Here is a 22,365-nt window from a genome sequence, read left to right as displayed (position 1 = left end):
CCTTTACTTTATCTTAAAACAACTTTAACATACATATTCAATATTGTAAATATTCCGTCTACTTATTTTTGAAATTAATCTCTTAGTCCTAGGCATCTACCTAAACATTGAAATTTCAGCTTAAATCAGCTACGATGAAAGGGATGAAATGAGGTGTACGAATGTCCAAGCCAATCACTGATAAAAAACAGCAAGTAACCTATTTAAGAGAGCGTCTTGAAATGTTTTTAGAAGTATTAGATGCCCTAGATCCAGAAACAGCTGAATTAGATGATATTGATCGTTTAATTCAAATGATGGATGACCTAGAAGACAAAATGGAGCAATTTAATGCTCGTGAACAATAAAGATGAAAAAACAAGCGAGCACAAAGTATGCTCGCTTGTTTTTTAATGACAGTCCCAATTATAAAGAACATTGCTAAAGTCTTTATTTTTTAACTCTTCCTCAGTAATAAAGAAATTTCCAACTCCACAATCGCCCCATAATATATCATCCCCCACACTATCTATTTGCAAGAGCAAAATGGTAGAGTCTGTATAATTACCGTATGCTCGTGGATCTTCTTGTGTAAAGAATGGATACCCCCCTATTTTAAGTCCATCCCCAGTTAAAGCATCATAAAAGGCATCTTCTACTGTTTCGTTATCTTCAATAGCCTTCAAGATGCTACTGTAGATTTCATTGGCTCTGTAATCATCAATCGTTAAGGGTTCAAAACCTGTTTTAAAGGATAAGGTCATTTCACGCTCTACCGGAAAATACATTTCCTCATCTTCTTTTTCTACAAATGAAAAATCTTGAATAAGCTGTGCTTCATCATGTATAACGGTATCATGAAAAATGACACGAAAGCCTTCTTGATTTTTTCCATTATCAAAGTCCATTCCTAATACATCGTCATAGCCATCAATATAAAACTGCACTATCCCTTCTTCTGGGAAATGAGGCAAATGCTTAGGCAATTCTGCAAAATTAACTTGGGCTAAAAGCTTTAGTGGTTGTCCACTTGCATTTTTAGGATATTCCATCGCTAGTGGGAAATAAGGGTCCCCTGCAAACTTACTTTGAAACAAGGTTGTTTTCCCAGCATATGCATCAATCAGAACAACGGGCTTCATTGTTTCCTCTATTAGCGGTCTGTATTGATCAAATTCTTCAGGTAATTCAAGTAAAGTTTTAGCAGACATACAAATTCCTCCTAAATGTGGGTTACTATCATTATAGAACAAATGTTCTATAAAATCAACTCCCTCCCCAAATACTATTAAACTATGCGTAAATTTAGCCCTCATAGGTAAGGACTCTTTTTTTCATTAGTTGAAAAGAGTATAATGTTACGTGGAAATAATCAAATTTTCTATGGGGGGCAATACACGAATGAATCTACAAACTTTGGAGAAAAGTCTTTATGATTTAATTACTGAAACATCCACAAATTTACCTAAGGATGTACGTCGTGCGATTAAAAAAGCAAAAGAAGCGGAGAATGCTGGAACACGTGCGGCAATGAGCTTAGACACAATCTCAAATAATATTATTATGGCTGAAGATAATGTATCACCTATTTGTCAAGATACTGGTCTTCCAACTTTTAAAATTTATACACCTGTGGGCGTAAACCAATTAGAAATTAAAGCTGCGATTAAAAAGGCAATCAATGATACTACAGCTGATGCAAAACTACGTCCAAATGCAGTGGATTCATTAACTGGTGCCAATAGTGGTAATAACCTTGGCGATGGTTTACCAGTTATGAAGTTTGAACAATGGGAAAATGATTACATTACGATTAAATTAATTCTAAAAGGTGGCGGCTGTGAGAACAAAAACATTCAATACAGTCTTCCATGTGAAATAGATGGTCTAGGTCGTGCAGGTCGTGACTTAGATGGTATCCGTAAGTGTATTTTACACTCTGTATACCAAGCACAAGGCCAAGGCTGTTCAGCTGGTTTCATCGGCGTAGGTATTGGTGGAGATCGTTCTTCCGGCTACGATTTAGCAAAGGAACAATTATTCCGTCATGTTGAAGATACAAATCCAAATCCTGATCTTGCCAAATTAGAAGAGTATGTGGTGAAAACTTCTAATACATTTGGTATCGGTACAATGGGGTTCGGTGGTGAAGCAACATTACTAGGCTGCAAAATTGGGGTTATGCACCGTATCCCAGCTTCATTCTATGTGTCTGTAGCATATAACTGCTGGGCTTACCGTCGTATGGCTGTGGATATCGATCCTCAAACTGGTGAAATTATTAAATGGCACTACCAAGAAGGTGAAAAAATTACTTTCAAAGAGGATGAAGTGGCAGCTACAACAGAAGACAACACAACAAATGTAGTAGAGCTTACTGCACCAATTACAGAAGAACAAATTCGTTCACTAAAAGTTGGAGATGTAGTTTCTATTACAGGACGTATGTATACTGGTCGTGACGCTATCCACCATCATTTAATGAGCCATGATGCACCAGTGGATCTAAATGGACAAGTTATCTATCACTGTGGACCAGTTATGGCAAAAGATGAGGAAGGCAATTGGACAGTAAAAGCAGCTGGCCCAACTACTTCTATTCGTGAGGAGCCTTATCAAGGCGATATCATGAAAAAGTTCGGTATTCGTGCTGTCATCGGCAAAGGTGGTATGGGACCAAAAACATTAAAAGCTCTTAATGAACATGGTGGCGTTTACCTAAATGCTATCGGTGGAGCAGCACAATATTACGCAGACTGCATTAAAGGTGTAGATGGTGTTGATTTAATGGAATTTGGTATTCCAGAAGCGATGTGGCACTTAAATGTTGAAAAATTTACAGCAGTTGTAACAATGGATTCACACGGCAACTCATTACACGCAGATGTCGATAAATCATCTTTAGAAAAACTTGCACTGCACGCAGAAAGAGTTTTCTAATTAAATATAAGTAAGTAGTAGCCCTTTTTACTGCACACTTTTGTAAGGCACAGAATATTCCTAGTGAATAGACTGTGCCTTTTTCTGTTAATAAAATTCCTCCTTTTTTTAACTCCCTCTTTATTTCTATAAATTACTTTGTTATAATTATTCTAAATAAAAGATGTGGTAATTGAAATCCATTTTCAATTAAAGGCCATAAATAAATGCTTATATTTAAGGGTTTTGATATTGATTTTCATTATCAGGAGGGATAGGAATGGAACACTCTAATCGAGAAAATATAAATTTAATTGAGAAAATTAAAGAACATGCAGAATTAATCGCTGCGTTAATGGCTGGTGTATTCATCTTACTTGCATGGCGTTTAGATATAAGCGGACAAACAACCGCTTCTGTTCTTCTTTATGTCATTGCATTTTGTGTAGGTGGTTTTGCCAAAGCAAAGGAAGGTATAGAAGAAACCATAGAAGAAAGGAAATTGAATGTTGAACTCCTAATGGTATTAGCAGCTATTGGTTCTGCTGCTATTGGTTATTGGACAGAAGGTGCCATTCTTATTTTCATCTTTGCAGTAAGTGGTGCACTTGAAACATATGCTATGAATAAAAGTCATCGTGAAATATCTGCGTTAATGAATCTTCAGCCAGAAGAAGCCTGGTTAGTTCGAGGTAGCTTTGAGCCAATGAAGGTATCTGTTTCGACATTACAAATTGGTGATCATTTATTGATTAAACCCGGGGAGCGTATTCCAGCCGACGGCATTATTTTTAAAGGACAGTCTTCCATTGATGAGTCAGCTATAAGTGGTGAACCATTACCCGTTTTAAAACGTGAGGGTGATGAAATATTTGCAGGTACGGTAAACTTGAATGGCGCTATTACAATGGAAATGACGAAGGCCAATTCAGAAACACTCTTTCAAAAAATTATTCAGCTTGTCCAAAGTGCTCAAAGTGAAAAATCTCCGTCTCAACAATTTATCGAAAAATTCGAGGGAACTTATGTAAAATTTGTTTTACTTGGTGTAGCCATCATGATGTTCCTTCCCCATTTCGTACTTGGTTGGGATTGGACAACAACTTTTTATCGTGCCATGGTTTTATTAGTTGTTGCTTCTCCATGTGCCCTTGTCGCAGCCATCATGCCAGCGACACTTGCAGCTATTTCAAATGGTGCTAAAAATGGTGTGCTATTTAAGGGCGGCTTACATTTAGAGCATCTAAGTGTTTTAGGTGCATTAGCTGTTGATAAAACTGGAACATTAACACAAGGTAAACCAGTCGTAACAGATTTTATTGTCCGTGATGGATTCGATCGTAATATGGCTTTAGCTATTCTTGCGGGAATAGAAACACAATCCAACCATCCTCTTGCTCAAGCCATTACTTCCTATGCGAAAGCGGAAGGAATTACTGCCTTACCATCAGCAACAATTGAGGATATCCCAGGATGGGGTATTAAGGGGACCGTTCACAACAAGGAATATCAAGTTGGTAAACCTGATTTTGTGAATGCTCAACATGCCAATGATTTTGCAAATGGAGCTGCGGCAAAACTTGCTGCACAAGGTAAAACGGTTATTTTCATCCGTGACCAAAATGGAATTGTAGCGTTAACAGCTTTAAAGGATACTGTACGTAACGAAGCCAAAAAAGCTGTGTCATTATTAAAAGAGCTTGGTATTCAAGTCGTCATGCTTACTGGAGACAACGAAAAAACGGCAAAAGTAATTGCTAAAGAAGCTGGTGTCACTGAGTATGTAGCGGAGTGTCTACCTGAAACGAAGGTAACAGAAATGAAACGTTTGCTTTCCCAATATCAATTTGTAGGAATGGTGGGTGACGGCATCAATGACGCCCCCGCACTAGCTACAGCAACTACCGGCATTGCGATGGGTGAGGGTACAGACGTTGCATTAGAAACCGCTGATGTTGTATTAATGAAAAACGATCTATCTAAAATTGCTTATGCTGTTCGCCTCTCTCGTAAAATGCAACGAATTGTAAAGCAAAATATCATCTTCTCTATCGGGGTAATTATTTTGCTAATTGCCTCAAACTTTTTACAAGTAGTCGATTTACCTCTAGGTGTTATTGGACATGAGGGTAGTACCATCCTCGTTATTTTAAACGGCTTACGCATGCTGAATAAAAATGTTTAATCACAAAGATGCCTCGCTTCTTTCATAATAGAAGCGAGGCCTTTTTTAATTATGTCATTTTCTTATCTATTAATTTCCTTTTGTAATGCCCTTTTCTGCATTGTAGCATTTAATACTCCACCAAAGATTAAAATAATTCCTGTAAAATATAACCAGAGCATTAAAATAATAACGCCACCAATACTACCATATGTAGCAGAATAATTCGCAAAGTTATTAATATAGAAAGAGAAAGCATATGTGACCACTAACCAGGCAAGCGTAGCAAACATTGCCCCTGGCCAAACACCTAATATTTTCAACCGAGGGCTTGTATTAGGTACGAACCAGTAAATACCCATTAAAACAATAAAAATAAGTATTGGTGGTATCGACCATCTTAAATTATGCCAGACCGATTCAAATTGTTCCTCTATTCCGACGATTGAAAATAAGAAATGTCCTATTTGCTGGCCAAATACCGGCAATAGAAGAGCGACTGCCATGACAACTACAAGAGCCACTGTAAAAACAAGAGATAGCCCTCTATCTAATATACCTGCTCTTCCTTCTGTATCGTATGCTTTATTTAAAGCTCGAATCAGCGCATTAATACCTTTAGATGCCGACCATATCGTACCTAGTACACCGATGGACAATAAACTACTGTTGCGGTTTGTTAAAATTTCATTCAACGTATTTTCAATAAGCTTATACACTTCATCTGGCAATACATTTACTAAAAATGAATAAACCTGCGTTGTTTCTAAGTTAAGATATGGTAGCAATGTCACGAGGAAGATAAGTAATGGGAAGAATGATAGTAAAAAGAAATAAGCGAGCTGTGCGGAAAGCGCTGAAATTTCCACTCGCTTTACCCGACCTATCAAATCTTGGACAAAGCCCTTGGATGTCATGACATCAATCACTTCCCCTTCAGGAGACACAAATGATTTGACGAATCCAAAGGCATTTTGCATTGTTGCCTTTTTCTTTTCCATACAACTCCTCCTAAAACTACAATTATTCTTTATGAGGTAAAGTAAAAGCTGACTTTGTGTCATCAATCATACTTTGAATCGTAGTTGGCAATTCTTTAAACTCCTCCACCTTCTCTGCAATAGTGTTGACATTATCTGACACATTTTCACAAAGCACCTTCGCAGCCAGTACTTTTTCCTCCACGAGGACCTGTAATTCTTCACGATTTGTTGCATAATACGTGACAGCTTCTTTCATTTTTTTTGTAGTGTCAATTGTTTTCTCACGAGTAGTGCGATCGAGCATGCTTAACGCTGCTCCAATTGCTGCTCCTGCTACGATTGATACTAATAATTTACTTTGACCCATATTAAAACCCCCTGCTTGTGTAATTGCATATTCCCTAATATTTCATAAATAAACTAGTCTACTGCCCTTATTCTACCCAATAACAGTCTATTTTTAAAGCAATGCCCAAATACGGAGTTGACATTTTTTTTATTCAATGAAATGATATGTGCGAGGAGTACGAAAGGTAGGCTAAAAAATGGATTTGTCAGTCCCGTCAAAGGAAAACGTTATTTATATGATTGATCAAATGAAGGACAAGCTTCGCATGGTAAATGTCGATGCAATGAAATCGGAACACTTCGATGAAGCAAACTACGAAGACTTAACGTATTTATACGAAATGGTTATGAAAAGAGAATCATTTAGTCCAAGTGAAATGCAGGCAATTGTTGCAGAATTGGGCGCTTTACGTAAATAAGCAAATAAAAAAGCTATTAGCAGGAGACAAATAGTCCTTGCTAATAGCTTTTTATTTATTGTGTATTCTTCGCTTCCGAGCCGTCCTCAGTCACTAGTGGTTGAATAAGTACTTCAACACGTCGGTTCTTTGCACGACCTTCTGCTGTATCATTTGGTGCAATCGCACGGTTTTCGCCATAGCCTTTTGCACTAAAGTTCTCAGATTTCAATTGCGAATTACTGTCTAATAAAACCATATAGAAATTAGATGCACGCATTAATGATAGCTCTAAATTTGATGAAAAATTAGGACCAGCTGGAACGTTATCCGTATGACCAGTAATAACAATATTACGTGGTGGATTGGATACTAATACATCCGCAAGCTCCTTCGCAATAGGAATATACTCTGGTTTAATCGTTGCTTGCCCAGGATCAAATAAAATACTATCACGAATTGTCACAAGTAAACCTTCATCCGTCATTTCTGTAGCGAATTGACCTTCCATTTCATTGACAGCGATAAAATTATCGACACTATCTTTAATTTCAGCCAACTCCTGCTGATCCTTTAAGTAGGCTGAATTTTGCTGTGGTGTTTGGTCGCTATCCGCATTTGGACTAGGTACTGGTGCAGGCTGCTCTAAAAAGCTTGTTCCACCATCAAAAACCTGACTAAAAACGGCTGACATTCTCTCTAGCTTTTCTTGGTCTACTGAACTTGAAGCAAATAGTATAATAAACACAGCTAAGAGCAATGTTAAGATGTCGGCATATGGCACTAGCCAAGACTCATCTATATGCTCATCATGCTTTTTTTTCTTAGCTTTCTTTGCCAAGGCCACCCGCCCCGCTTTCACCAGAAATTTGACGACGTTCTTCCATCGTTAAGTATGATGATAGTTTTTGTTCAATAACACGTGGAGCCTCCCCTTCTAATACTGAAAGGATACCCTCAATCATCATTCTCTTTTGTTTCACTTCTAAAGCAGACTTACGTTTTAATTTGTTCGCAAATGGGTGCCATAAAACATAACCAGTAAAGATACCGAGTAATGTAGCCATGAAAGCTGCTGAAATAGCGTGTCCAAGCTTTTCAATATCATTCATATCAGCCAATGCGGCGATTAAACCTACTACTGCACCAAGAACCCCAAGAGTTGGTGCATATGTACCTGCTTGTGTAAAAATGGCAGAACCACTTGCATGACGTTCTTCCATAGCCTCTACTTCCTCTGTTAATACATCACGGATGTAGTCTGCATTTTGTCCATCAATTGCTAATGTAAGACCATTTTTCAAAAATGGATCTTCAATTTCTGATGCTTTACTTTCAAGTGCTAATAGCCCTTCACGACGAGCTAAGTCAGCCCATTGCGAAAACATCTTAATAATTTCAATATCATTTGCTAATTTAGTTTCTTTAAAAAGAATCTTAAATAGCTTTGGTACACGCTTTAACTCTTGCATTGGAAAGGCAATTGTTACTGCAGAAATAGTACCAAAGATGATAATTAGGATAGCTGCTGGGTTATAAAATGCTGTTAAACTTACACCCTTCATTACCATCCCTGTTAACAGCGCTATAAACGCAATTATTAACCCTATGATCGACGACTTATCCATTCTAGAACCTCCAAATCTACTATCTACTGTTAATTTCGTCTAATTTTCCATATTTTAAATATATAATGCTAGTATAAATGTATTTTAATTATTTTTCGATGTAATTAATGCTTTTTATTCACATTTCGACCATTTTTGATTATATTGAATTAAGAATCTTACACTAAACTGTCTTATTTCAAAGGGGGATATGAATTTGTTATTATCATTTAACACAAAATTACTAAAATATGCCGAATTAGCAATAAAAGTAGGAGTAAATATCCAAAAAGATCAATATCTTTATATAAGCTGTTCGACTGATAACTTAAAATTAGCTCAAATTATTACTAAATTAGCCTATAAAAATGGTGCAAAACAAGTATTTGTCGATTTATCTGACGATGAACTTGTTCGTGCTCGCTATGAAGGAGCACCGAAAGACTCATTTGATTTCTTCCCACCATGGAAAGTTCAAGAACGTGAGTGGCTGGCTGAAAATGGTGCTGCTTTCCTAAGCATTAGTTCACAAAACCCAGATTTACTAAAAGGTATTGAGCGTGACAGAATTATGGCGTTCCAAAAAGCATCAGGCCAAGCATTAGCGAACTATTATCAGTTGCTACAGTCTGATAAATTTAGTTGGTCAGTTATCGCTGCTCCATCTAAAGCATGGGCAGCAAAGGTTTTTCCTGATTTACCAGAGGATCAACAAATGGATGCCCTATGGGAAGCTATCTTTGCAGCGACGCGTATTGATCTTGAACATTCAGTGGAAGCTTGGTTAGCTCACGACAAAGAATTACACGACAAAGCGGAATATTTAAACAGCAAACAGTATAAGTCGCTTCACTACACGGCTCCAGGTACAGATTTAACCATCGAGTTACCTGCACATCACATCTGGACAGGCGGTAGTAGTGTCAACGAACAAGGTCAAACATTTATGGCGAATATACCTACTGAAGAAATTTTTACTGCACCTTTAAAAACAGGCATAAATGGGTTTGTATCCAGCACTAAACCGTTAAGCTATGGTGGCAATATTATTAACAATTTCACATTAACGTTTAAAGATGGCCGTATTATCGATGTAAAAGCTGAGGAAGGTCAAGAAATTTTAGCTTCTCTTATTGAAACAGACGAGGGGGCGCATTATCTTGGTGAAATAGCATTAGTGCCTCATCATTCCCCTATTTCCCAATCGAATTTGTTATTCTACAATACGTTATTTGATGAAAATGCCTCAAATCATTTAGCCATTGGTAGTGCTTATGCTTTTTGTATTGAAGGTGGTAAAGACATGTCTTCTGATGAGTTAGCTGCTCATGGCATAAACCAAAGCTTAACACATGTAGACTTTATGATTGGATCGAATAAAATGAATATTGATGGCATTACCCACGATAATCAAAAAGAACCAATATTCCGTGATGGAAATTGGGCATTTTAAATAATCCATTCTTACTAATAGTATTCTAGTCTAGTATGTTATGGATGTCATAAATTATCCTTAGATTTTCCTAATATCCTATTGTATAATTAGTTTAGGGTAATTAGTAGATCATTTAAGTAGAGAGGAGCTCTAAAAATGTTCATTACAACTGTTCTTGGCTTTTCAGCAGTTTTATTAATTTCAACTGGATTCTTCATCCACTACCTACAAGTAGGTTTAGATAGCAAGTCTTCAGTAACTGTAGATCCAAAGCCAAACGAAAAATTTTAAGTAAAAAAACAGCTACTGTAAAAGTAGCTGTTTTTTTATAGTTTCAACGTTATTAAGCTGCTAAAGTGTACGAAGTTTGCTTCTTTATTGTAAAAATTGTCTGAAAAAAGTCTTTATTGTTTGCATAATTAAAGTTTTGCTCTAAAATATTTTTTGTAAGGAAGGGAGCAATTTTCATGACAATGTTACAAGATATTTTAGGGTTTAACAAAGAGTTTGTACAAGAGAAAAAATATGAACCATTCATCACTACAAAATATCCTGATAAACGTATTGTTGTTTTATCTTGTATGGATACTCGTCTTGTAGAGCTTTTACCAAAAGCGATGAATCTCCGTAATGGCGATGTAAAAATTGTGAAAAGTGCCGGTGCATTAGTGAGCCATCCTTTCGGTGCTGTAATGCGTAGTTTATTAGTTGCTGTCTATGGCCTACAAGCAGATGAAGTTTATGTGGTTGGACATTATGACTGTGGTATGAGTGCAGTTGATCCTGATGCCATGCTAAGTGAAATGGTTAAAAGAGGTATCAATCCAGAAACCATCAAAATGCTGGAGTATTCTGGTTTTGATTTAAAAGAATTTTTACGTGGTTTTGGTGATGTAGCGACAAGTGTCAAAAAAAGTGTCGACACGATTCGAAATCACCCATTAATGGTAAAAGACGTTCCTGTACATGGTTTAATTATTGACCCAAATACAGGTCATCTAGATTTAATTGAAGATGGTAACCATCAATAGTTATCCTAACTTGATTTATAGCTAATCAATAAACAAGTGCTTTCCTTTGAAAAGAAAGGCACTTGTTTATTTATTCATCCTCTAAACGAGCATACATATAATGATCCACCCAATGACCATTAATATACAGGAGCTTCCTTAAAAGACCTTCCTGTTGAAAGCCCGCCTTCTCTAAAACACGCATCGAGGGATTATTTTGGGTTGATACATATGCCTCTACTCGATGTAGCCCAATTTGATCGAATGCAAAGCGGACTACCATATTCACTGCCTCAGTAACAATTCCTTTACCTACGTAAATTTCATCCATAGCATATCCCACAAATGCACTTGAGTAGGGTAAACGTTTTACAGCATATAGTGCAATATGTCCTATTAGGTTATTAGTACCATGCTCAAAAATGCCAAAAGTAAATTCTCGCTTTGAATCCATTAAATATAAGCTTTCTTGAATTTTTTTATATTGCGCGTCGATCGTATAGTATTCAGGTCTTTGTAAAGGCTCATATGTTGACCAAAAGTATTTATTGCGGCTTACGAGACCTGTTAAACTTCGTGCATCATTTTCTTGGAATGTTCGGATGTAGCATTTTTCCCCCTTTATAGTTACCACATTCCCACCCTTTTTTCTTAATAAATTCCAAATTTTAAGCACCATTTCTCCACACTAGCCTTCCAATCAATATCGGTAGAAATTTTCACTACCTTCTTAACTAATAGAATTTAAAGGAGTAATCCCTAGTTTTACCTTATTGTATGTAAAAAAAGATGCTGCTACAACTAAAACAGCTCATGTCTTCATGTCATAGCACCATCATTTTACATTTTATTTTTTACTTCTTCTTCTCATTCAAGGTGTTCAGGCTGGATGAGTCAGCATCTTCTAAAAGCGGATTGTCTAATACATTTGTTAAATGAAGTCCACGTTTCAGTGCCTCTCGTTCAATATGTGCAAGCGTTTCTTGTAGCACCTGCACACGTGCATATTTTTTATCGTTTCCAGCTACTAAAATCCATGGAGCATTTTTCTTATCGGTCTTGTCAAACATTTCATTGGCAGCCTCAATATATTGTGGTGACTTTTCTCGATTGCGCCAATCCTCTTCTGTTAGCTTCCAAGATTTATATGGATTTTGTTCTCGTTCCTTAAAACGCTTTAATTGCTCCTCATCTGAAACATGAAGCCAGAACTTAATTATTATGTAGTCCCCCGCAGTTAAAATCTTTTCAAAATTATTAATCTCCTCATAGGCACGAGACCATTCTTCCTTCGTTGCGAACCCTTCAATACGTTCTACTAATACACGCCCATACCATGAACGATCGAAAACAGCGATTTGCCCATGCTGAGGTAGCTTTCTCCAGAACCGTTGTAAATAGTTATAGCGTAGCTCATGTGGCTGTGGAGCTGAAATTGGGTGTACGACATAGCCACGTGGATCGACACGTTCAATTAAACGTTTTATCGCTCCACCTTTCCCAGCGGCATCCATACCTTCAAACACTAAAATTAAACCAATTTTGTTTTTTAATAAAAATTGTTGGGCATTTAACATTTCATATTGGAGTACTTTTAATTTCTTTTTATACATCTTTTTATCTAGTTCAATAGATAGGTCTAGATTTTTTAAGTTTTGTGTCATAAAGCTTCACTCCTTTATTTTGTATATATTCTTATTGTACTAAAGAAATAAATGGATGCCTATTGAGATGGTAAATTGTAGATAGTGTTAGCAAACAACACGATACATTGATGGAAGTTTCCGTTATAATAAAATGAGTGACAGTACTATACTTATTTGTCTTTTCCCTATACAATTTAACACGAAGGGAGAGGAAAGCATGCCTCGGTTTTTATTGATGACAATTTCGTATATTGTCTCACTCATCCTAACCTTTTCATCCTTTTTCATGAAACTTAACGGTCAGTCTTCTTTAGAAATTTCTAATCGTTTTTCGGTGGTATTTGCACCTGTTGATGGAAGTCATTTAATTTGGATTGTCATTTATTTATTCATCGGTTATTGGTTAGTGATGAACATCAAAAAGACATCTATGAAACAGTCTGCGCTCTTTAGTTGCATAAATATTTTACAAGCATTAATGATATACGTATGGCATCATGAATTATTTATTGTTTCTCTCGGCATTACCCTACTCTTAGTCTTGTATCTATTTATGTTGTACAATACGTATCCACTTCATGACAAATCACTGTCGGGTCGTATTCCTTTCGCCATTTATTTAGCATGGATGACATTTATTTTCATCACAAATATTAGCTTTACGTTAACAGCTTATGGTTGGAACGGTTTTGGTCTAAGTACTCCTCTTTGGGCAGTTATTTTACTGACATTAGGTGGAGTCATTGCGCTACATATCCGCTTTCATCACTTTGATATCATGTATCCAAGTGTTTTTATATGGGCTTATATAGGAATCGCTTTACATAATGGTTTTGATGAGCTACTCGTAACAACCGCTGCGTTATTTTTATGTGGTGTACTCTTTGTTGGCATTTTATTCATTAAAAAAAATCCTGCCTACCAAAAGTAATTTGGTGAGCAGGATTTTTTGTGTCATCCTAGTCTTCGTCTAATGAAGTGAGGATAATTGGTTTATCTTTTGTAACAATCACTGAATGCTCAATTTGAGCAACAAGAGACTTATCGGGTGTTATGAATGTCCAACCATCACCAGCTTCTACTATATGCTCTGCTTTTGCAGAGATAAATGGCTCAACTGCAAGAACCATACCTTCTTTCATAATCGTAGAGTCCCATGCATCATAATAATTTAAAATGTGATTTGGCTCATCATGTAAAGAACGACCTAAACCATGGCCTGTTAAATTCATGATAACTGTTAAGCCATTAGCATTCGCCTCGCGCTCTACCGCCTTGCCAATTTGATTTAATTTAGAGCCAGCCTTTACCTTTGTCATTGCACGATCAAAAGCATCTTTGGCAACACGACATAGTTTTTCTTTATCTTCATAGCCATCACCGACTACAAAAGAAATACCCGTGTCGGCAAAGTAGCCATCTAAAGAGCCTGAAACATCGATATTAACGATATCTCCCTCCTGAATAACACGTTTACCTGGGATACCGTGCGCTACTTCCTCGTTGACACTAATACAAGTATATCCTGGGAAGTCATATTCTCCTTTTGGTCCAGAAATCGCACCTGCCTCAGCAAACATTCGACCGGCAATTTCATCTAGTTCAAGTGTTGTGACACCTGGTTTTGTAGCAGCCTTCATTGTTTCACGGATCTCCGCACAAATGCGTCCAATTTTTTTAAAAGCTTCAATCTCTTCTTGCGTTTTTACAATCATGTATAACGTCCCTTTCATCTAATATCTACTCTTTAATATAACATAACTTTTTATACGTATAACGCTAAACGCTTTAAATATTGTATGCGTGCCTCCTTGGCAAAGTGCAAAAAGCGCTATTCTCTTATAACTATATAAAAAACCCCTTCACCAACATGAAGGGGGATGGCATTATGCTTTACGTTGCATAAGTTGTGGAGCCGCTGTGAATAATAACACTCCCACAATGGCTGTTAATACTGTAGCAGGAAGCATATATGTACCATTATAAATAATCGAATAAATCCATGCATTTTGATCGCCGGCATACTCCGCAAAAAATACAGCCCCAGCAGTAGTATGTGCTACATAACGCAAGAAGCCTGCAAACACAGTACCTAAAATAATATAAAGTGCCATTTTTGTTTTGTTTAGTTGACTTGCTGCCTCTAGTAAAGGTCTGCGCACAATGGCTGCTAATCCTACAACAGTGAAAGCGACGCCATAATCTAGTAACCCTTGAAGCCAGTGTACAATATAAGCGCCAAACATGGTTTGCATAACACCTACAAGTAAGCCTGTTGTTAGGCCAGCTACTAAGCCCCAGCGAATAGCAATTAACATAATTGGTACCATGACAAGACTAACAGAGCCACCTTGTGCCCATACTTTAAACGAGACCTGATCCAGCACAAGGCCAATTGCTGCAAATATTGCAATCTCCACTAACATTAATAGTCTTTTTTTGTCCATACATATTCTCTCCTTTGTTCCGATGTAGGATACAAGAGCAGGAATAGAAAAGCGCTGATTTGATTCTCTCTGACATCTTATTATTTTCAAGAATGAAAAAACGATGCCAGGACAGAGCCTCACATCGTACAAGTGTCGGTTTCTATCCACATCCCTACGTAAGTGCTAGCTTACAGGTTCAAAGAGTAAAGGCATTACGTGCCCAGTCTCAGCTGACATCATCAGCTCCCCTTGTGGTCGTTACATCTGAATTTACTTTGAATAATTACATTGTACGCAAAGCATGGAATGATTACAACCTCTTCCATACTTAATTTTTGAAACTTTGCTGATTTCCATGCGTAAATATTAAAAAAGGAGGTACAACTATGGAGAACCAAAAAATTTTATCTGCCTTCAGCTATCTCAGTATTTTCTTTGCTCCTTTCATCGTACCATTGATTGTTTATTTCGTTTCGAAAGATGCTGATATCAAAAGACATTCCATTCGCGCACTAGTGTCTCATTTAATTCCTTTTGTATTTGGTATATTATTTTTCATTGTCTTTGTGTTTTCTACCTTTAGTTTAGATCCCACTTCAAGTAATAGTACAGTAATGATCGTTTGGTTCATTTCGTTCGCCATTTACGGAATTGTCTCGCTCGGAATCGTAATATGGAATATTATTCAAGCCGTTCGAGTTATCCGCTAATGTTTTACTTTTAGAATAAACAGGTAGAAGTAATTAAAAAAGGAGCTGTGTTTTTAATGAAAGTATCAAAGGTAGTAAAAACCGCTGTTAAATTAGCGCCGATTGTTATACCGATTGTAAAAAAAGTGATGGCAGCAAAAAAAGGGACAACTTCTACAGTCAGTCCTCGGAAAAAATGAAAGGAAGGTGTATTTCCTTAAGCCGGAAATACACCTTCCTTTATTTTATTTCAAAGTGTGTTTGACTATGTCCGTTTAATGTTTTTTCGACATGTAAAACGGCTGGCATCGCGGATTTTAATTCAGGCACATGGGAGATGACGCCAATCATTCGGCCAGAATCTTGTAAATCGATTAAGGTGTCTATTGCTTTATTTAATGATTCCTCATCGAGCGAGCCAAAGCCCTCATCAATAAACATAGTTTCAATATGAATATTGCCTTGGAAGCTTTGAATAACATCCGCCATTCCCAGAGCAAGACTTAATGACGCATTGAACTTTTCACCACCAGATAAAGTTTTGACATCTCGTAATTGATCTGTGTAAGCATCATATACATCAAGCCCAAGTCCACTTTGCTTTGCATGCTTTTCAAGTCTGTCTGAGCGTCTAAGCTCAAATTGACCATTCGATAAATGATTAAGGCGAATATTGGCTGCCTCTGTAATTTGATCTAAATAATTTATTTGAATATATCGTTCAAAGGACAGCTTTTTCGAATTTTGCCCATTTAATAAGCCATATAGCTCCTTTACACGTCCAGCCTCACTCTCAAGTAAACGTAGCTCTCTTTCTGTTTCCTCGACTTTGTTCATAAAGCTTTGACATGATTTCACAAATCCATCTATTTGCTGAAGTTGTTTAAAGGCATCCTCATAGGCGATTCGGAGGCTTTTCACAGTCGCCTCCATCAAGGCTAAATCTTGCTCCTCTTTTCCTTGAAGATGTTTTTCTCCTTCTGAAATTTGAATTTTTAACGTATGAACCTGAAGGGTGTAGTCACTGCATGCTCTCCGGAGTTCCTCTAATTGAGTGGCACTTCTTTTCGCAGCTGCGTAGTCTTCATAGCTTACAAAGCCCGCTTCCTGCATGCTTGTTGAAAACTGTTCACGCTTGTCATTCATTTTGAGCTTTAATTCTTCAAAATTCTGTTTGGCGATCTCCACAGCTAGTTTTGCATTACTGTCAGCTTCCTTCATGGCATGTAAATGATGTTGGCTTTCCTGCCATAATTTTTGAAAATCCATTTTCTGTTGGCTAACATCAGTAAGCGTTTGTTTTAATTGCGGTAAAGTTGGAATATTTGTTGGCATTTGCTTATGCTGTTCCTCTACAATTGCCTGAAGTCTTGTCCAGCTCTTCATCTGCTCGCTTAAATATTCCTCAAGTTTTAATTGTTTGTTTTGCAATTGCTCTATTGTTAAACGCTGTTCCTTCTGGTTTTTTCTTGTTTGAGCTAACTGTTGATTGATAACCCTTAAGCTAGTAATCTCTTTCTCCATTTTTTCTAAGGAAGCTATTATCTGTGCTTGATCCTGTTGCTTGATAGAGTGTGCATCTAATTGTTTCAGTGTCTCTTGCTGAAGCTGTTGTGCGGATCTTAACATTGCCTCTTTTTCCAAATACAAACGTTCATCGGAAGAAACTTTTACCCTTAATGTTTCCACCTGAGCAAGTTCAACAATTTCCAATTTCTCATTATGAGTTTGCTGATGAGCCGTACTCCCGCATACAGGACAAGGCTGCCCTTCTTTAAGCTGCTGAGCTAAAACACTTGCTTGACTTGTCAGCCAGCGTTGCTCTAATTGTTGAAGCTCCAGTCTACTGTCCTGATAGCGAGCTTTAGTTGCGATAACATCCTGTTTCGCTATCTCTACCGTTTTTGTATAGTTCTCCATCTGCATGAGCAAAGTTACTTGCTCCTGCAACTTTGGAAGTTTTTCTAAGTAACCTTCATATGGTTCCATTTGTTTTTCATAGTGCTCAATTGATTGTGAAAGCTGCTCTAATTGTGCGCTTTCTTTTTCGATTAGTACTATATTATCCGCTGCACCTTGTTTGGCGGTTTTCACATATTGCTCAGCAATTTGCAGCTGCTGTACATGGCTGTCATACGCTTCAAACTTAGGAAGCAATGCTTGGAGTTGCATTTCTTGCTGTAAAAGCAGTTGCCACTCAGACTCTTTTGCCTCTTCCGCTTCATATTTTTCTTGTGCTCGTTGTAAGAGTTCCTTGGTTTGTAGCTGACTACTTTGGGCTTGTTGATAGGCTTGTTCTTTTAAATTTTGTTCAGCTCGTAAATCCATACATTGTTGTTCGAGTAATAGTAAACGCTCCGCTTGTTCTGCTAAAGCTATTTCCCGTTCCTTCGCATGGTATTTATCTTGCTCATCTAACAGCATTTGTAGTCGTTCTTGTCGTTTGGACTGCTCCTCAAATTGTTCATTAAGCGTTTTAGCTAAACGGTAAAATTCCTGTTCTTTTTGATGATGATTATAAGCTTCCTCATATTGTCGCTGTATATCTTCAAAACATTTTTTATAATAGGTCAGCTCCTCTTCAAGTGCTTGCTTGAGCTGAAACATATTTTCCGTATTATCCGCAATTTGTTTGAACAGAGGAGATGAACGTTGTGGAAGTGCACCAACAATTTGACCAAGTAGATGTTCTTTTAATTGTTTGGCACGTTCAAGATCACTCTCTGCTTCTTTTCGTTTAGCATCAAGCAGCTTTGTCATAGCACCAAAGCGATCTGTTTTGAAAATTTTTCGTAAGATTACCTCTTTGTTTGTTGAATCAGACGTTAATAATTTGCGAAATTCACCTTGAGGTAGCATCACAATTTGGCTAAATTGATCCTTTGTCAGACCTATAATTTCCTGAATCTTTTTATCGACCTCAAGTGTTTGCTGCTTTTCCACAATGTTATAATCGAGCATTCCCTCCCTAACTTCCGCTAGCTCCACTTTTTTACCAGTAGCTGTTTTATTTTTTCCCTTTATATGTCCGGGCTGACGTAAAATCTGATAGACCCTTCCATGCATTTCAAAAATAAGTTCTACTGCTGTATACACATCATCGTCAGCAAAGCCACTTCGTAGTAAAGCTGTATCCTGGCGATCTTCACCACTACCTGCCCCATAAAGTGCATAACAAATCGCATCAAAAATCGTCGTCTTCCCTGCTCCAGTTTTGCCAGAGATGGCGAACAATCGATGTTCCCCTAACTGTTGAAAATCAATTATTTCCGTATTTTTATAAGGACCGAATGCCGTAATCGTTAACTTTAATGGCTTCATTTTACTGTTTCTCGCTCCTTATCTAATAATTCCTGTAACATCTCTGTAAACAGGCGCTCGGTATCTTCATCTGGTTGAATCCCAATTATATCTGTAAAGAAAGAGCGGAATAGATCTATATCTTCTAGCTTTTCTGCCTCTACTACTTGAAGCTCACTTGGTTTCTCTTGTCGTAAAATCTTACGTTCAACATGCAGGGCATGAGGAAAAACAGTACGAATACGTTCCATTGGCGAAGATACGGACGTAGCATCTGTCAATCTAACAAATACATAATCATCACTTGGTGGAAGCATTAATAACTCCTCCAACTGACCTTCTACTACACGCAAATCTCTTCTCGGCATCAACTTTCTTTTCGTTACAGTACTATTTCCGTGCTCATCTAGATCGATAATTAAAAAGCCCTTTTCATGTAGATGCTCAGATAATGAATATTTTAATGGTGAACCGGCATAGCGAATCGTTTCATTTAAGACAAAATGTGCCTTATGTAAATGTCCAAGTGCTGTATAATGAAATGGTTTAAATAAAGCAGCATTCACACAGTCTGAGCCTCCTATAGAAAGCGGACGCTCTGAATCACTAGTGTTGGCTTCCTCCTCACCGTATTTGGTCACAAAGGCATGTCCAACAAATATATTACGTTTACTTGTATCCATACCTGCTGTTATATGTTCAATTATTTTCTGCATAGCATCTTGGTGAGAGCGAATGGCTTCCTCTTCAAAGATACTGCGAATAGAGGCAGGGTCTGCAAATGGTACAAGATGAAAATGCACCTCTCCATATTGATCATTTATAATAATAGGGGCATGATCTTTCGTAAATTGGCCCTTAATATATAAACCACTATCACGCATTAATCGACTACCAAAGTTTAATCTGCCTGCACTATCGTGATTTCCTGCAACGGCTAAAATAGGAATCTTCTTTTCTAAAACTATTTTTGCTAAAGTGTCATTTAGTAAATTCACTGCCTCAATAGGGGGCATGGAACGATCGTATAGATCACCTGCTATAATAATTACATCTGGCTTTTCTTCATCGATAGCTTGTATAAATTGTTGTAGGATATATTGTTGATCTTCTGTCATATAGACACCCTGAACGAGCTTCCCTAAATGCCAATCTGCTGTATGAAATATTTTCATTCCTGTACCTCCTGTCCTCTTACTATTTTATCATGGCTAGTAAAGGATTGTTTTTCCTTTGTTTGGGGAATTAAGAACGAAAAAAAAGCATCCTATCAGATGCCTTCACTTATCTCTTTTCTAATTTTTCCATAAAAGCGGTATAGCCGTGAAATCCCTGAATGGAACGTACACTTCGTACAGACTGGGAGGATGTTACCTTTTGTTGTTTAGGCTGTGCAGAAGCTCGTTCTTGTAAAATTTCCTCAAATGATACAGGATTCGGTTTCGGTAATTGTGATGGAGCTATAGATAGGGCATCACTACCACTATAAGCCTTTAAAAATGCATTGGCCATTTGGCGATAGCCTTCCATATTCGGATGGACATCTGTATAGTTTGGTAAGTAGTTTGTGGCATTTAACCCGAAGCTGTCATACACATTTACGTAACCCGCTCCAGCTAGCTCCGCCTGTTGCTGTAAAATTTTATTTAATTTCACAAGCTGTGCATTTGTGCCTTCTTTTTGAGTTAGATGAACAGCTGGATAGGCAAAATAATAGCCTACAACATATACCTGAGCCTTTGGAGCTCGTTCCGCCAATTCATTTAAAATAGCTATTATATTTTTTCTCACCGTATTTAAGGCGTAATCTGTTTGAAGTTGAGAAAAAGTTAATGTTCCAGCCATTGGATTTAGCCGTATAAGGCTTAATAAATCATTGGCACCTGCTGAAACAGTAACTAAAGTGGCATTGGCTAATAAATCCCTTGCTTCCTCAGTCTTAATTTTTTCTAATACATGGGCTGTTGTGTAACCTGGAAAAGCAAGTTCCTTTGTATAGAATTTTAATTGATTCATTGACTGTAATCTCATAGCAATTAGATCACTATACCCAGCATCAATTTGTTGAAAGGGGGTTTGACCAGCAGCTAGTGAATCCCCAATTGCTATATAGTTTTCAGTTTGAGCAAAAGCAGATGAACTCCAGCCTGTCAGTAATAATATAATCATCCCAATCAAACTACCTATGTGCTTCATCTGCTCTCCCCCATTCTCCATTCAAACTAAGTTTAGAAAGCCCAGCTACCTTTACGGAATATAGGCTCTATAGTTCCATCTGGTAATATACCATCAATGTCCATTTCACCGTTACCAACCATAAAGTCTTCATGGGTTACAGAAATATTCGCACCCAATGCTTCTAGTTGACCGTTTTCCAAGTCTCTACCACCCTCTAAGCATGTCGGGTATGCTTCTCCAATCGCTAAATGGTTCGAAGCATTCTCATCGAATAGTGTATTAAAGTATAAAATCCCTGATGCTGAAATTGGTGATTCATGCGGGACAAGTGCTACTTCACCTAAATAACTAGAACCCTCATCTACTTGAATAAGCTCCTGTAGTAAATCTTGACCTACTTCAGCTTCCGCTTTAATAATTTTTCCTTCTTTAAATGTTAATTTAAAACCATCAATGATATTGCCCTGATATACTAAAGGCTTTGAATTACTAACATAACCGTCTACACCTTGCTTCATAGGAAGTGTATAGACTTCTTCTGTTGGCATATTGGCGATAAAAACATGGCCTTCAGGCGTTTTACTGCCACCAGTTACCCATTTATGCTGTGGAGCTAAAGCAATCGTTAAATCTGTTCCAGGTGCAGTATAGTGTAGCTTCGCATACTTTTTATTATTTAAAAGTTCTGCCCGAGATTCTAAATTCGTTACATGCTGATGCCAATTTTCAACTGCGTTACCTTCTCCTATATGAACTGTTTTAAAGATAGCTTCCCATAAAGCAGGTACTTGCTCGTCTGCTGTCAATTGAGGGAATACCTTTGCCGCCCACTTTGGCGAAGGTACTGCAATAATGGACCACGCAATCAAATCCTTCATAACTGCATTACGATAGTTTTTCAACGCAGCTCCTGATACCTTTTGATGAGTAGCTAATCGATCAGCCGAGATTCCTGTTAATTTATCAGGATCTGCGGCATCTATCCATAATAATGCCCCTTTACGTTCAATGAGTTCATCACGCATTTGTACGACCCATTCGGGGAAACGGTTAAATTCTTCATCAGAGGCATGTTCAAAATAGGCACGATCCATTTCATCGTCAGAAAAATTAACATGGACACGCCCTGCCCCAGCCTTATACGCCTCTTTAACGACTAAACGAGCAAAATCTAAAGCCTCAACTGATGTGTTGACTAACAAATATTGACCTGGTTGAATGTTTACCCCAACTTTTACTGCAAGTTCTGCGTATGCCTGTAATTTTTCTTCAAACGTCAT

The 22,365-nt window shown here is 37.5% G+C and carries 23 protein-coding genes and 1 riboswitch; of the genes, 10 read left to right on the top strand and 13 right to left on the bottom strand.

Annotated elements, in window-relative coordinates; translation table 11 throughout:
* The first annotated feature begins 161 nt into the window (after positions 1–161).
* Complete coding sequence (locus ACP3VS_RS19440; protein WP_008173529.1) at positions 162–347, top strand: SE1561 family protein; 186 nt, start codon at positions 162–164, stop codon at positions 345–347.
* Positions 348–389: 42 nt separating this feature from the next.
* Here ACP3VS_RS19440 and ACP3VS_RS19435 read toward each other — a convergent pair whose 3' ends face one another.
* Entirely contained in the window at positions 390–1,190 is an 801-nt protein-coding gene (locus tag ACP3VS_RS19435) for a YwqG family protein (RefSeq protein WP_031416870.1), read from the bottom strand.
* A 190-nt stretch (positions 1,191–1,380) separates the two neighbouring features.
* Between ACP3VS_RS19435 and ACP3VS_RS19430 the strand changes: the two genes are divergently transcribed.
* Together ACP3VS_RS19430 and ACP3VS_RS19425 are read left to right on the top strand one after the other, a co-directional pair.
* The gene (locus ACP3VS_RS19430; RefSeq protein ID WP_031416868.1) at positions 1,381–2,919 is read left to right on the top strand and encodes a fumarate hydratase; all 1,539 of its coding nucleotides are present in this window, start codon (positions 1,381–1,383) and stop codon (positions 2,917–2,919) included.
* Between the two features lie 259 nt (positions 2,920–3,178).
* Complete coding sequence (locus ACP3VS_RS19425) at positions 3,179–5,083, top strand: heavy metal translocating P-type ATPase (RefSeq protein ID WP_012292092.1); 1,905 nt, start codon at positions 3,179–3,181, stop codon at positions 5,081–5,083.
* A 62-nt stretch (positions 5,084–5,145) separates the two neighbouring features.
* Here ACP3VS_RS19425 and ACP3VS_RS19420 read toward each other — a convergent pair whose 3' ends face one another.
* Entirely contained in the window at positions 5,146–6,063 is a 918-nt protein-coding gene (locus ACP3VS_RS19420; RefSeq protein WP_012292091.1) for a YihY/virulence factor BrkB family protein, read from the bottom strand.
* A 22-nt stretch (positions 6,064–6,085) separates the two neighbouring features.
* On the bottom strand, positions 6,086–6,412 hold the full coding sequence (locus ACP3VS_RS19415; RefSeq protein ID WP_012292090.1) for a hypothetical protein: 327 nt from the start codon (positions 6,410–6,412) through the stop codon (positions 6,086–6,088).
* 178 nt (positions 6,413–6,590) lie between these two features.
* On the opposite strand from ACP3VS_RS19415, the gene ACP3VS_RS19410 reads away from it, so the two are divergent.
* The gene (locus tag ACP3VS_RS19410) at positions 6,591–6,812 is read left to right on the top strand and encodes a DUF1128 domain-containing protein (RefSeq protein ID WP_031416866.1); all 222 of its coding nucleotides are present in this window, start codon (positions 6,591–6,593) and stop codon (positions 6,810–6,812) included.
* 55 nt (positions 6,813–6,867) lie between these two features.
* Here the strand turns inward: ACP3VS_RS19410 and motB are convergent, their stop codons facing one another.
* Entirely contained in the window at positions 6,868–7,632 is a 765-nt protein-coding gene (motB, locus tag ACP3VS_RS19405) for a flagellar motor protein MotB (protein WP_025115820.1), read from the bottom strand.
* Positions 7,616–8,419: a flagellar motor stator protein MotA gene (motA, locus tag ACP3VS_RS19400; RefSeq protein WP_031416865.1), complete on the bottom strand. Its 804-nt coding sequence runs from the start codon at positions 8,417–8,419 to the stop codon at positions 7,616–7,618. The genes motB and motA overlap by 17 nt, the downstream gene beginning before the upstream one ends.
* Positions 8,420–8,609: 190 nt before the next feature.
* On the opposite strand from motA, the gene ACP3VS_RS19395 reads away from it, so the two are divergent.
* The 3 genes from ACP3VS_RS19395 to ACP3VS_RS19385 all read left to right on the top strand — a co-directional run bounded on the left by ACP3VS_RS19395 (position 8,610) and on the right by ACP3VS_RS19385 (position 10,864).
* On the top strand, positions 8,610–9,851 hold the full coding sequence (locus tag ACP3VS_RS19395; protein WP_012292086.1) for an aminopeptidase: 1,242 nt from the start codon (positions 8,610–8,612) through the stop codon (positions 9,849–9,851).
* A 138-nt stretch (positions 9,852–9,989) separates the two neighbouring features.
* Positions 9,990–10,124, top strand: a complete 135-nt coding sequence (locus tag ACP3VS_RS19390; RefSeq protein ID WP_004225590.1) for a hypothetical protein — start codon at positions 9,990–9,992, stop codon at positions 10,122–10,124.
* Positions 10,125–10,300: 176 nt separating this feature from the next.
* Positions 10,301–10,864 carry a beta-class carbonic anhydrase gene (locus tag ACP3VS_RS19385; RefSeq protein ID WP_012292084.1) on the top strand — a complete coding sequence of 188 codons (564 nt, stop codon included), beginning with the start codon at positions 10,301–10,303 and terminating at the stop codon, positions 10,862–10,864.
* A 70-nt stretch (positions 10,865–10,934) separates the two neighbouring features.
* Here ACP3VS_RS19385 and ACP3VS_RS19380 read toward each other — a convergent pair whose 3' ends face one another.
* Positions 10,935–11,522 (bottom strand): GNAT family N-acetyltransferase, encoded by a 588-nt coding sequence (locus ACP3VS_RS19380; protein ID WP_012292083.1) that lies wholly within the window; start codon positions 11,520–11,522, stop codon positions 10,935–10,937.
* A 175-nt stretch (positions 11,523–11,697) separates the two neighbouring features.
* Positions 11,698–12,507, bottom strand: coding sequence for a polyphosphate kinase 2 family protein (locus tag ACP3VS_RS19375; RefSeq protein WP_036165358.1), 810 nt, complete (start codon positions 12,505–12,507; stop codon positions 11,698–11,700).
* Between the two features lie 199 nt (positions 12,508–12,706).
* Between ACP3VS_RS19375 and ACP3VS_RS19370 the strand changes: the two genes are divergently transcribed.
* Positions 12,707–13,420, top strand: a complete 714-nt coding sequence (locus ACP3VS_RS19370) for a hypothetical protein (protein WP_031416860.1) — start codon at positions 12,707–12,709, stop codon at positions 13,418–13,420.
* 28 nt (positions 13,421–13,448) lie between these two features.
* Here ACP3VS_RS19370 and map read toward each other — a convergent pair whose 3' ends face one another.
* Positions 13,449–14,204 carry a type I methionyl aminopeptidase gene (map, locus tag ACP3VS_RS19365; RefSeq protein WP_036216602.1) on the bottom strand — a complete coding sequence of 252 codons (756 nt, stop codon included), beginning with the start codon at positions 14,202–14,204 and terminating at the stop codon, positions 13,449–13,451.
* A 171-nt stretch (positions 14,205–14,375) separates the two neighbouring features.
* Positions 14,376–14,936, bottom strand: coding sequence for an energy-coupled thiamine transporter ThiT (gene thiT, locus ACP3VS_RS19360; protein ID WP_031416858.1), 561 nt, complete (start codon positions 14,934–14,936; stop codon positions 14,376–14,378).
* Positions 14,937–15,070: 134 nt separating this feature from the next.
* A riboswitch (TPP riboswitch) is annotated at positions 15,071–15,178 on the bottom strand.
* A 126-nt stretch (positions 15,179–15,304) separates the two neighbouring features.
* Between thiT and ACP3VS_RS19355 the strand changes: the two genes are divergently transcribed.
* Both ACP3VS_RS19355 and ACP3VS_RS19350 read left to right on the top strand, forming a co-directional pair.
* Complete coding sequence (locus ACP3VS_RS19355) at positions 15,305–15,628, top strand: DUF4870 domain-containing protein (RefSeq protein ID WP_031416856.1); 324 nt, start codon at positions 15,305–15,307, stop codon at positions 15,626–15,628.
* A gap of 56 nt (positions 15,629–15,684) precedes the next feature.
* A complete protein-coding gene (locus ACP3VS_RS19350) occupies positions 15,685–15,807 on the top strand; it encodes a hypothetical protein (protein ID WP_257216288.1) in 123 nt (40 codons plus the stop codon).
* Positions 15,808–15,847: 40 nt separating this feature from the next.
* Here the strand turns inward: ACP3VS_RS19350 and ACP3VS_RS19345 are convergent, their stop codons facing one another.
* The 4 genes from ACP3VS_RS19345 to ACP3VS_RS19330 form a co-directional block, all read right to left on the bottom strand.
* Positions 15,848–18,928, bottom strand: coding sequence for an SbcC/MukB-like Walker B domain-containing protein (locus ACP3VS_RS19345; protein WP_426389666.1), 3,081 nt, complete (start codon positions 18,926–18,928; stop codon positions 15,848–15,850).
* Positions 18,925–20,082, bottom strand: a complete 1,158-nt coding sequence (locus ACP3VS_RS19340) for an exonuclease SbcCD subunit D (RefSeq protein ID WP_207889462.1) — start codon at positions 20,080–20,082, stop codon at positions 18,925–18,927. Before ACP3VS_RS19340 ends, ACP3VS_RS19345 begins: the two co-directional genes overlap by 4 nt.
* 109 nt (positions 20,083–20,191) lie before the next feature.
* Positions 20,192–21,103, bottom strand: coding sequence for an SGNH/GDSL hydrolase family protein (locus ACP3VS_RS19335; RefSeq protein WP_036160442.1), 912 nt, complete (start codon positions 21,101–21,103; stop codon positions 20,192–20,194).
* Between the two features lie 32 nt (positions 21,104–21,135).
* Positions 21,136–22,365: an aminopeptidase gene (locus tag ACP3VS_RS19330; RefSeq protein WP_012292073.1), complete on the bottom strand. Its 1,230-nt coding sequence runs from the start codon at positions 22,363–22,365 to the stop codon at positions 21,136–21,138.

The sequence above is a fragment of the Lysinibacillus sp. VIII_CA genome (assembly GCF_049943995.1).
GTDB lineage: Bacteria > Bacillota > Bacilli > Bacillales_A > Planococcaceae > Lysinibacillus > Lysinibacillus pinottii.
The sequence above is the reverse complement of the archived record's forward strand: the minus strand, read 5'-3'. Positions and strand labels throughout refer to the sequence as shown.

What these genes read in the sequence shown, in the direction of transcription:
- ACP3VS_RS19440 (WP_008173529.1), top strand. Translation starts at nt 162, where the DNA reads ATGTCCAAGCCAATCACTGATAAAAAACAGCAAGTAACCTATTTAAGA.
- ACP3VS_RS19435 (WP_031416870.1), bottom strand. Translation starts at nt 1,190, where the DNA reads ATGTCTGCTAAAACTTTACTTGAATTACCTGAAGAATTTGATCAATAC.
- ACP3VS_RS19430 (WP_031416868.1), top strand. Translation starts at nt 1,381, where the DNA reads ATGAATCTACAAACTTTGGAGAAAAGTCTTTATGATTTAATTACTGAA.
- ACP3VS_RS19425 (WP_012292092.1), top strand. Translation starts at nt 3,179, where the DNA reads ATGGAACACTCTAATCGAGAAAATATAAATTTAATTGAGAAAATTAAA.
- ACP3VS_RS19420 (WP_012292091.1), bottom strand. Translation starts at nt 6,063, where the DNA reads ATGGAAAAGAAAAAGGCAACAATGCAAAATGCCTTTGGATTCGTCAAA.
- ACP3VS_RS19415 (WP_012292090.1), bottom strand. Translation starts at nt 6,412, where the DNA reads ATGGGTCAAAGTAAATTATTAGTATCAATCGTAGCAGGAGCAGCAATT.
- ACP3VS_RS19410 (WP_031416866.1), top strand. Translation starts at nt 6,591, where the DNA reads ATGGATTTGTCAGTCCCGTCAAAGGAAAACGTTATTTATATGATTGAT.
- motA (WP_031416865.1), bottom strand. Translation starts at nt 8,419, where the DNA reads ATGGATAAGTCGTCGATCATAGGGTTAATAATTGCGTTTATAGCGCTG.
- ACP3VS_RS19395 (WP_012292086.1), top strand. Translation starts at nt 8,610, where the DNA reads ATGAATTTGTTATTATCATTTAACACAAAATTACTAAAATATGCCGAA.
- ACP3VS_RS19390 (WP_004225590.1), top strand. Translation starts at nt 9,990, where the DNA reads ATGTTCATTACAACTGTTCTTGGCTTTTCAGCAGTTTTATTAATTTCA.
- ACP3VS_RS19385 (WP_012292084.1), top strand. Translation starts at nt 10,301, where the DNA reads ATGACAATGTTACAAGATATTTTAGGGTTTAACAAAGAGTTTGTACAA.
- ACP3VS_RS19380 (WP_012292083.1), bottom strand. Translation starts at nt 11,522, where the DNA reads ATGGTGCTTAAAATTTGGAATTTATTAAGAAAAAAGGGTGGGAATGTG.
- ACP3VS_RS19375 (WP_036165358.1), bottom strand. Translation starts at nt 12,507, where the DNA reads ATGACACAAAACTTAAAAAATCTAGACCTATCTATTGAACTAGATAAA.
- ACP3VS_RS19370 (WP_031416860.1), top strand. Translation starts at nt 12,707, where the DNA reads ATGCCTCGGTTTTTATTGATGACAATTTCGTATATTGTCTCACTCATC.
- map (WP_036216602.1), bottom strand. Translation starts at nt 14,204, where the DNA reads ATGATTGTAAAAACGCAAGAAGAGATTGAAGCTTTTAAAAAAATTGGA.
- thiT (WP_031416858.1), bottom strand. Translation starts at nt 14,936, where the DNA reads ATGGACAAAAAAAGACTATTAATGTTAGTGGAGATTGCAATATTTGCA.
- ACP3VS_RS19355 (WP_031416856.1), top strand. Translation starts at nt 15,305, where the DNA reads ATGGAGAACCAAAAAATTTTATCTGCCTTCAGCTATCTCAGTATTTTC.
- ACP3VS_RS19350 (WP_257216288.1), top strand. Translation starts at nt 15,685, where the DNA reads ATGAAAGTATCAAAGGTAGTAAAAACCGCTGTTAAATTAGCGCCGATT.
- ACP3VS_RS19345 (WP_426389666.1), bottom strand. Translation starts at nt 18,928, where the DNA reads ATGAAGCCATTAAAGTTAACGATTACGGCATTCGGTCCTTATAAAAAT.
- ACP3VS_RS19340 (WP_207889462.1), bottom strand. Translation starts at nt 20,082, where the DNA reads ATGAAAATATTTCATACAGCAGATTGGCATTTAGGGAAGCTCGTTCAG.
- ACP3VS_RS19335 (WP_036160442.1), bottom strand. Translation starts at nt 21,103, where the DNA reads ATGAAGCACATAGGTAGTTTGATTGGGATGATTATATTATTACTGACA.
- ACP3VS_RS19330 (WP_012292073.1), bottom strand. Translation starts at nt 22,365, where the DNA reads ATGACGTTTGAAGAAAAATTACAGGCATACGCAGAACTTGCAGTAAAA.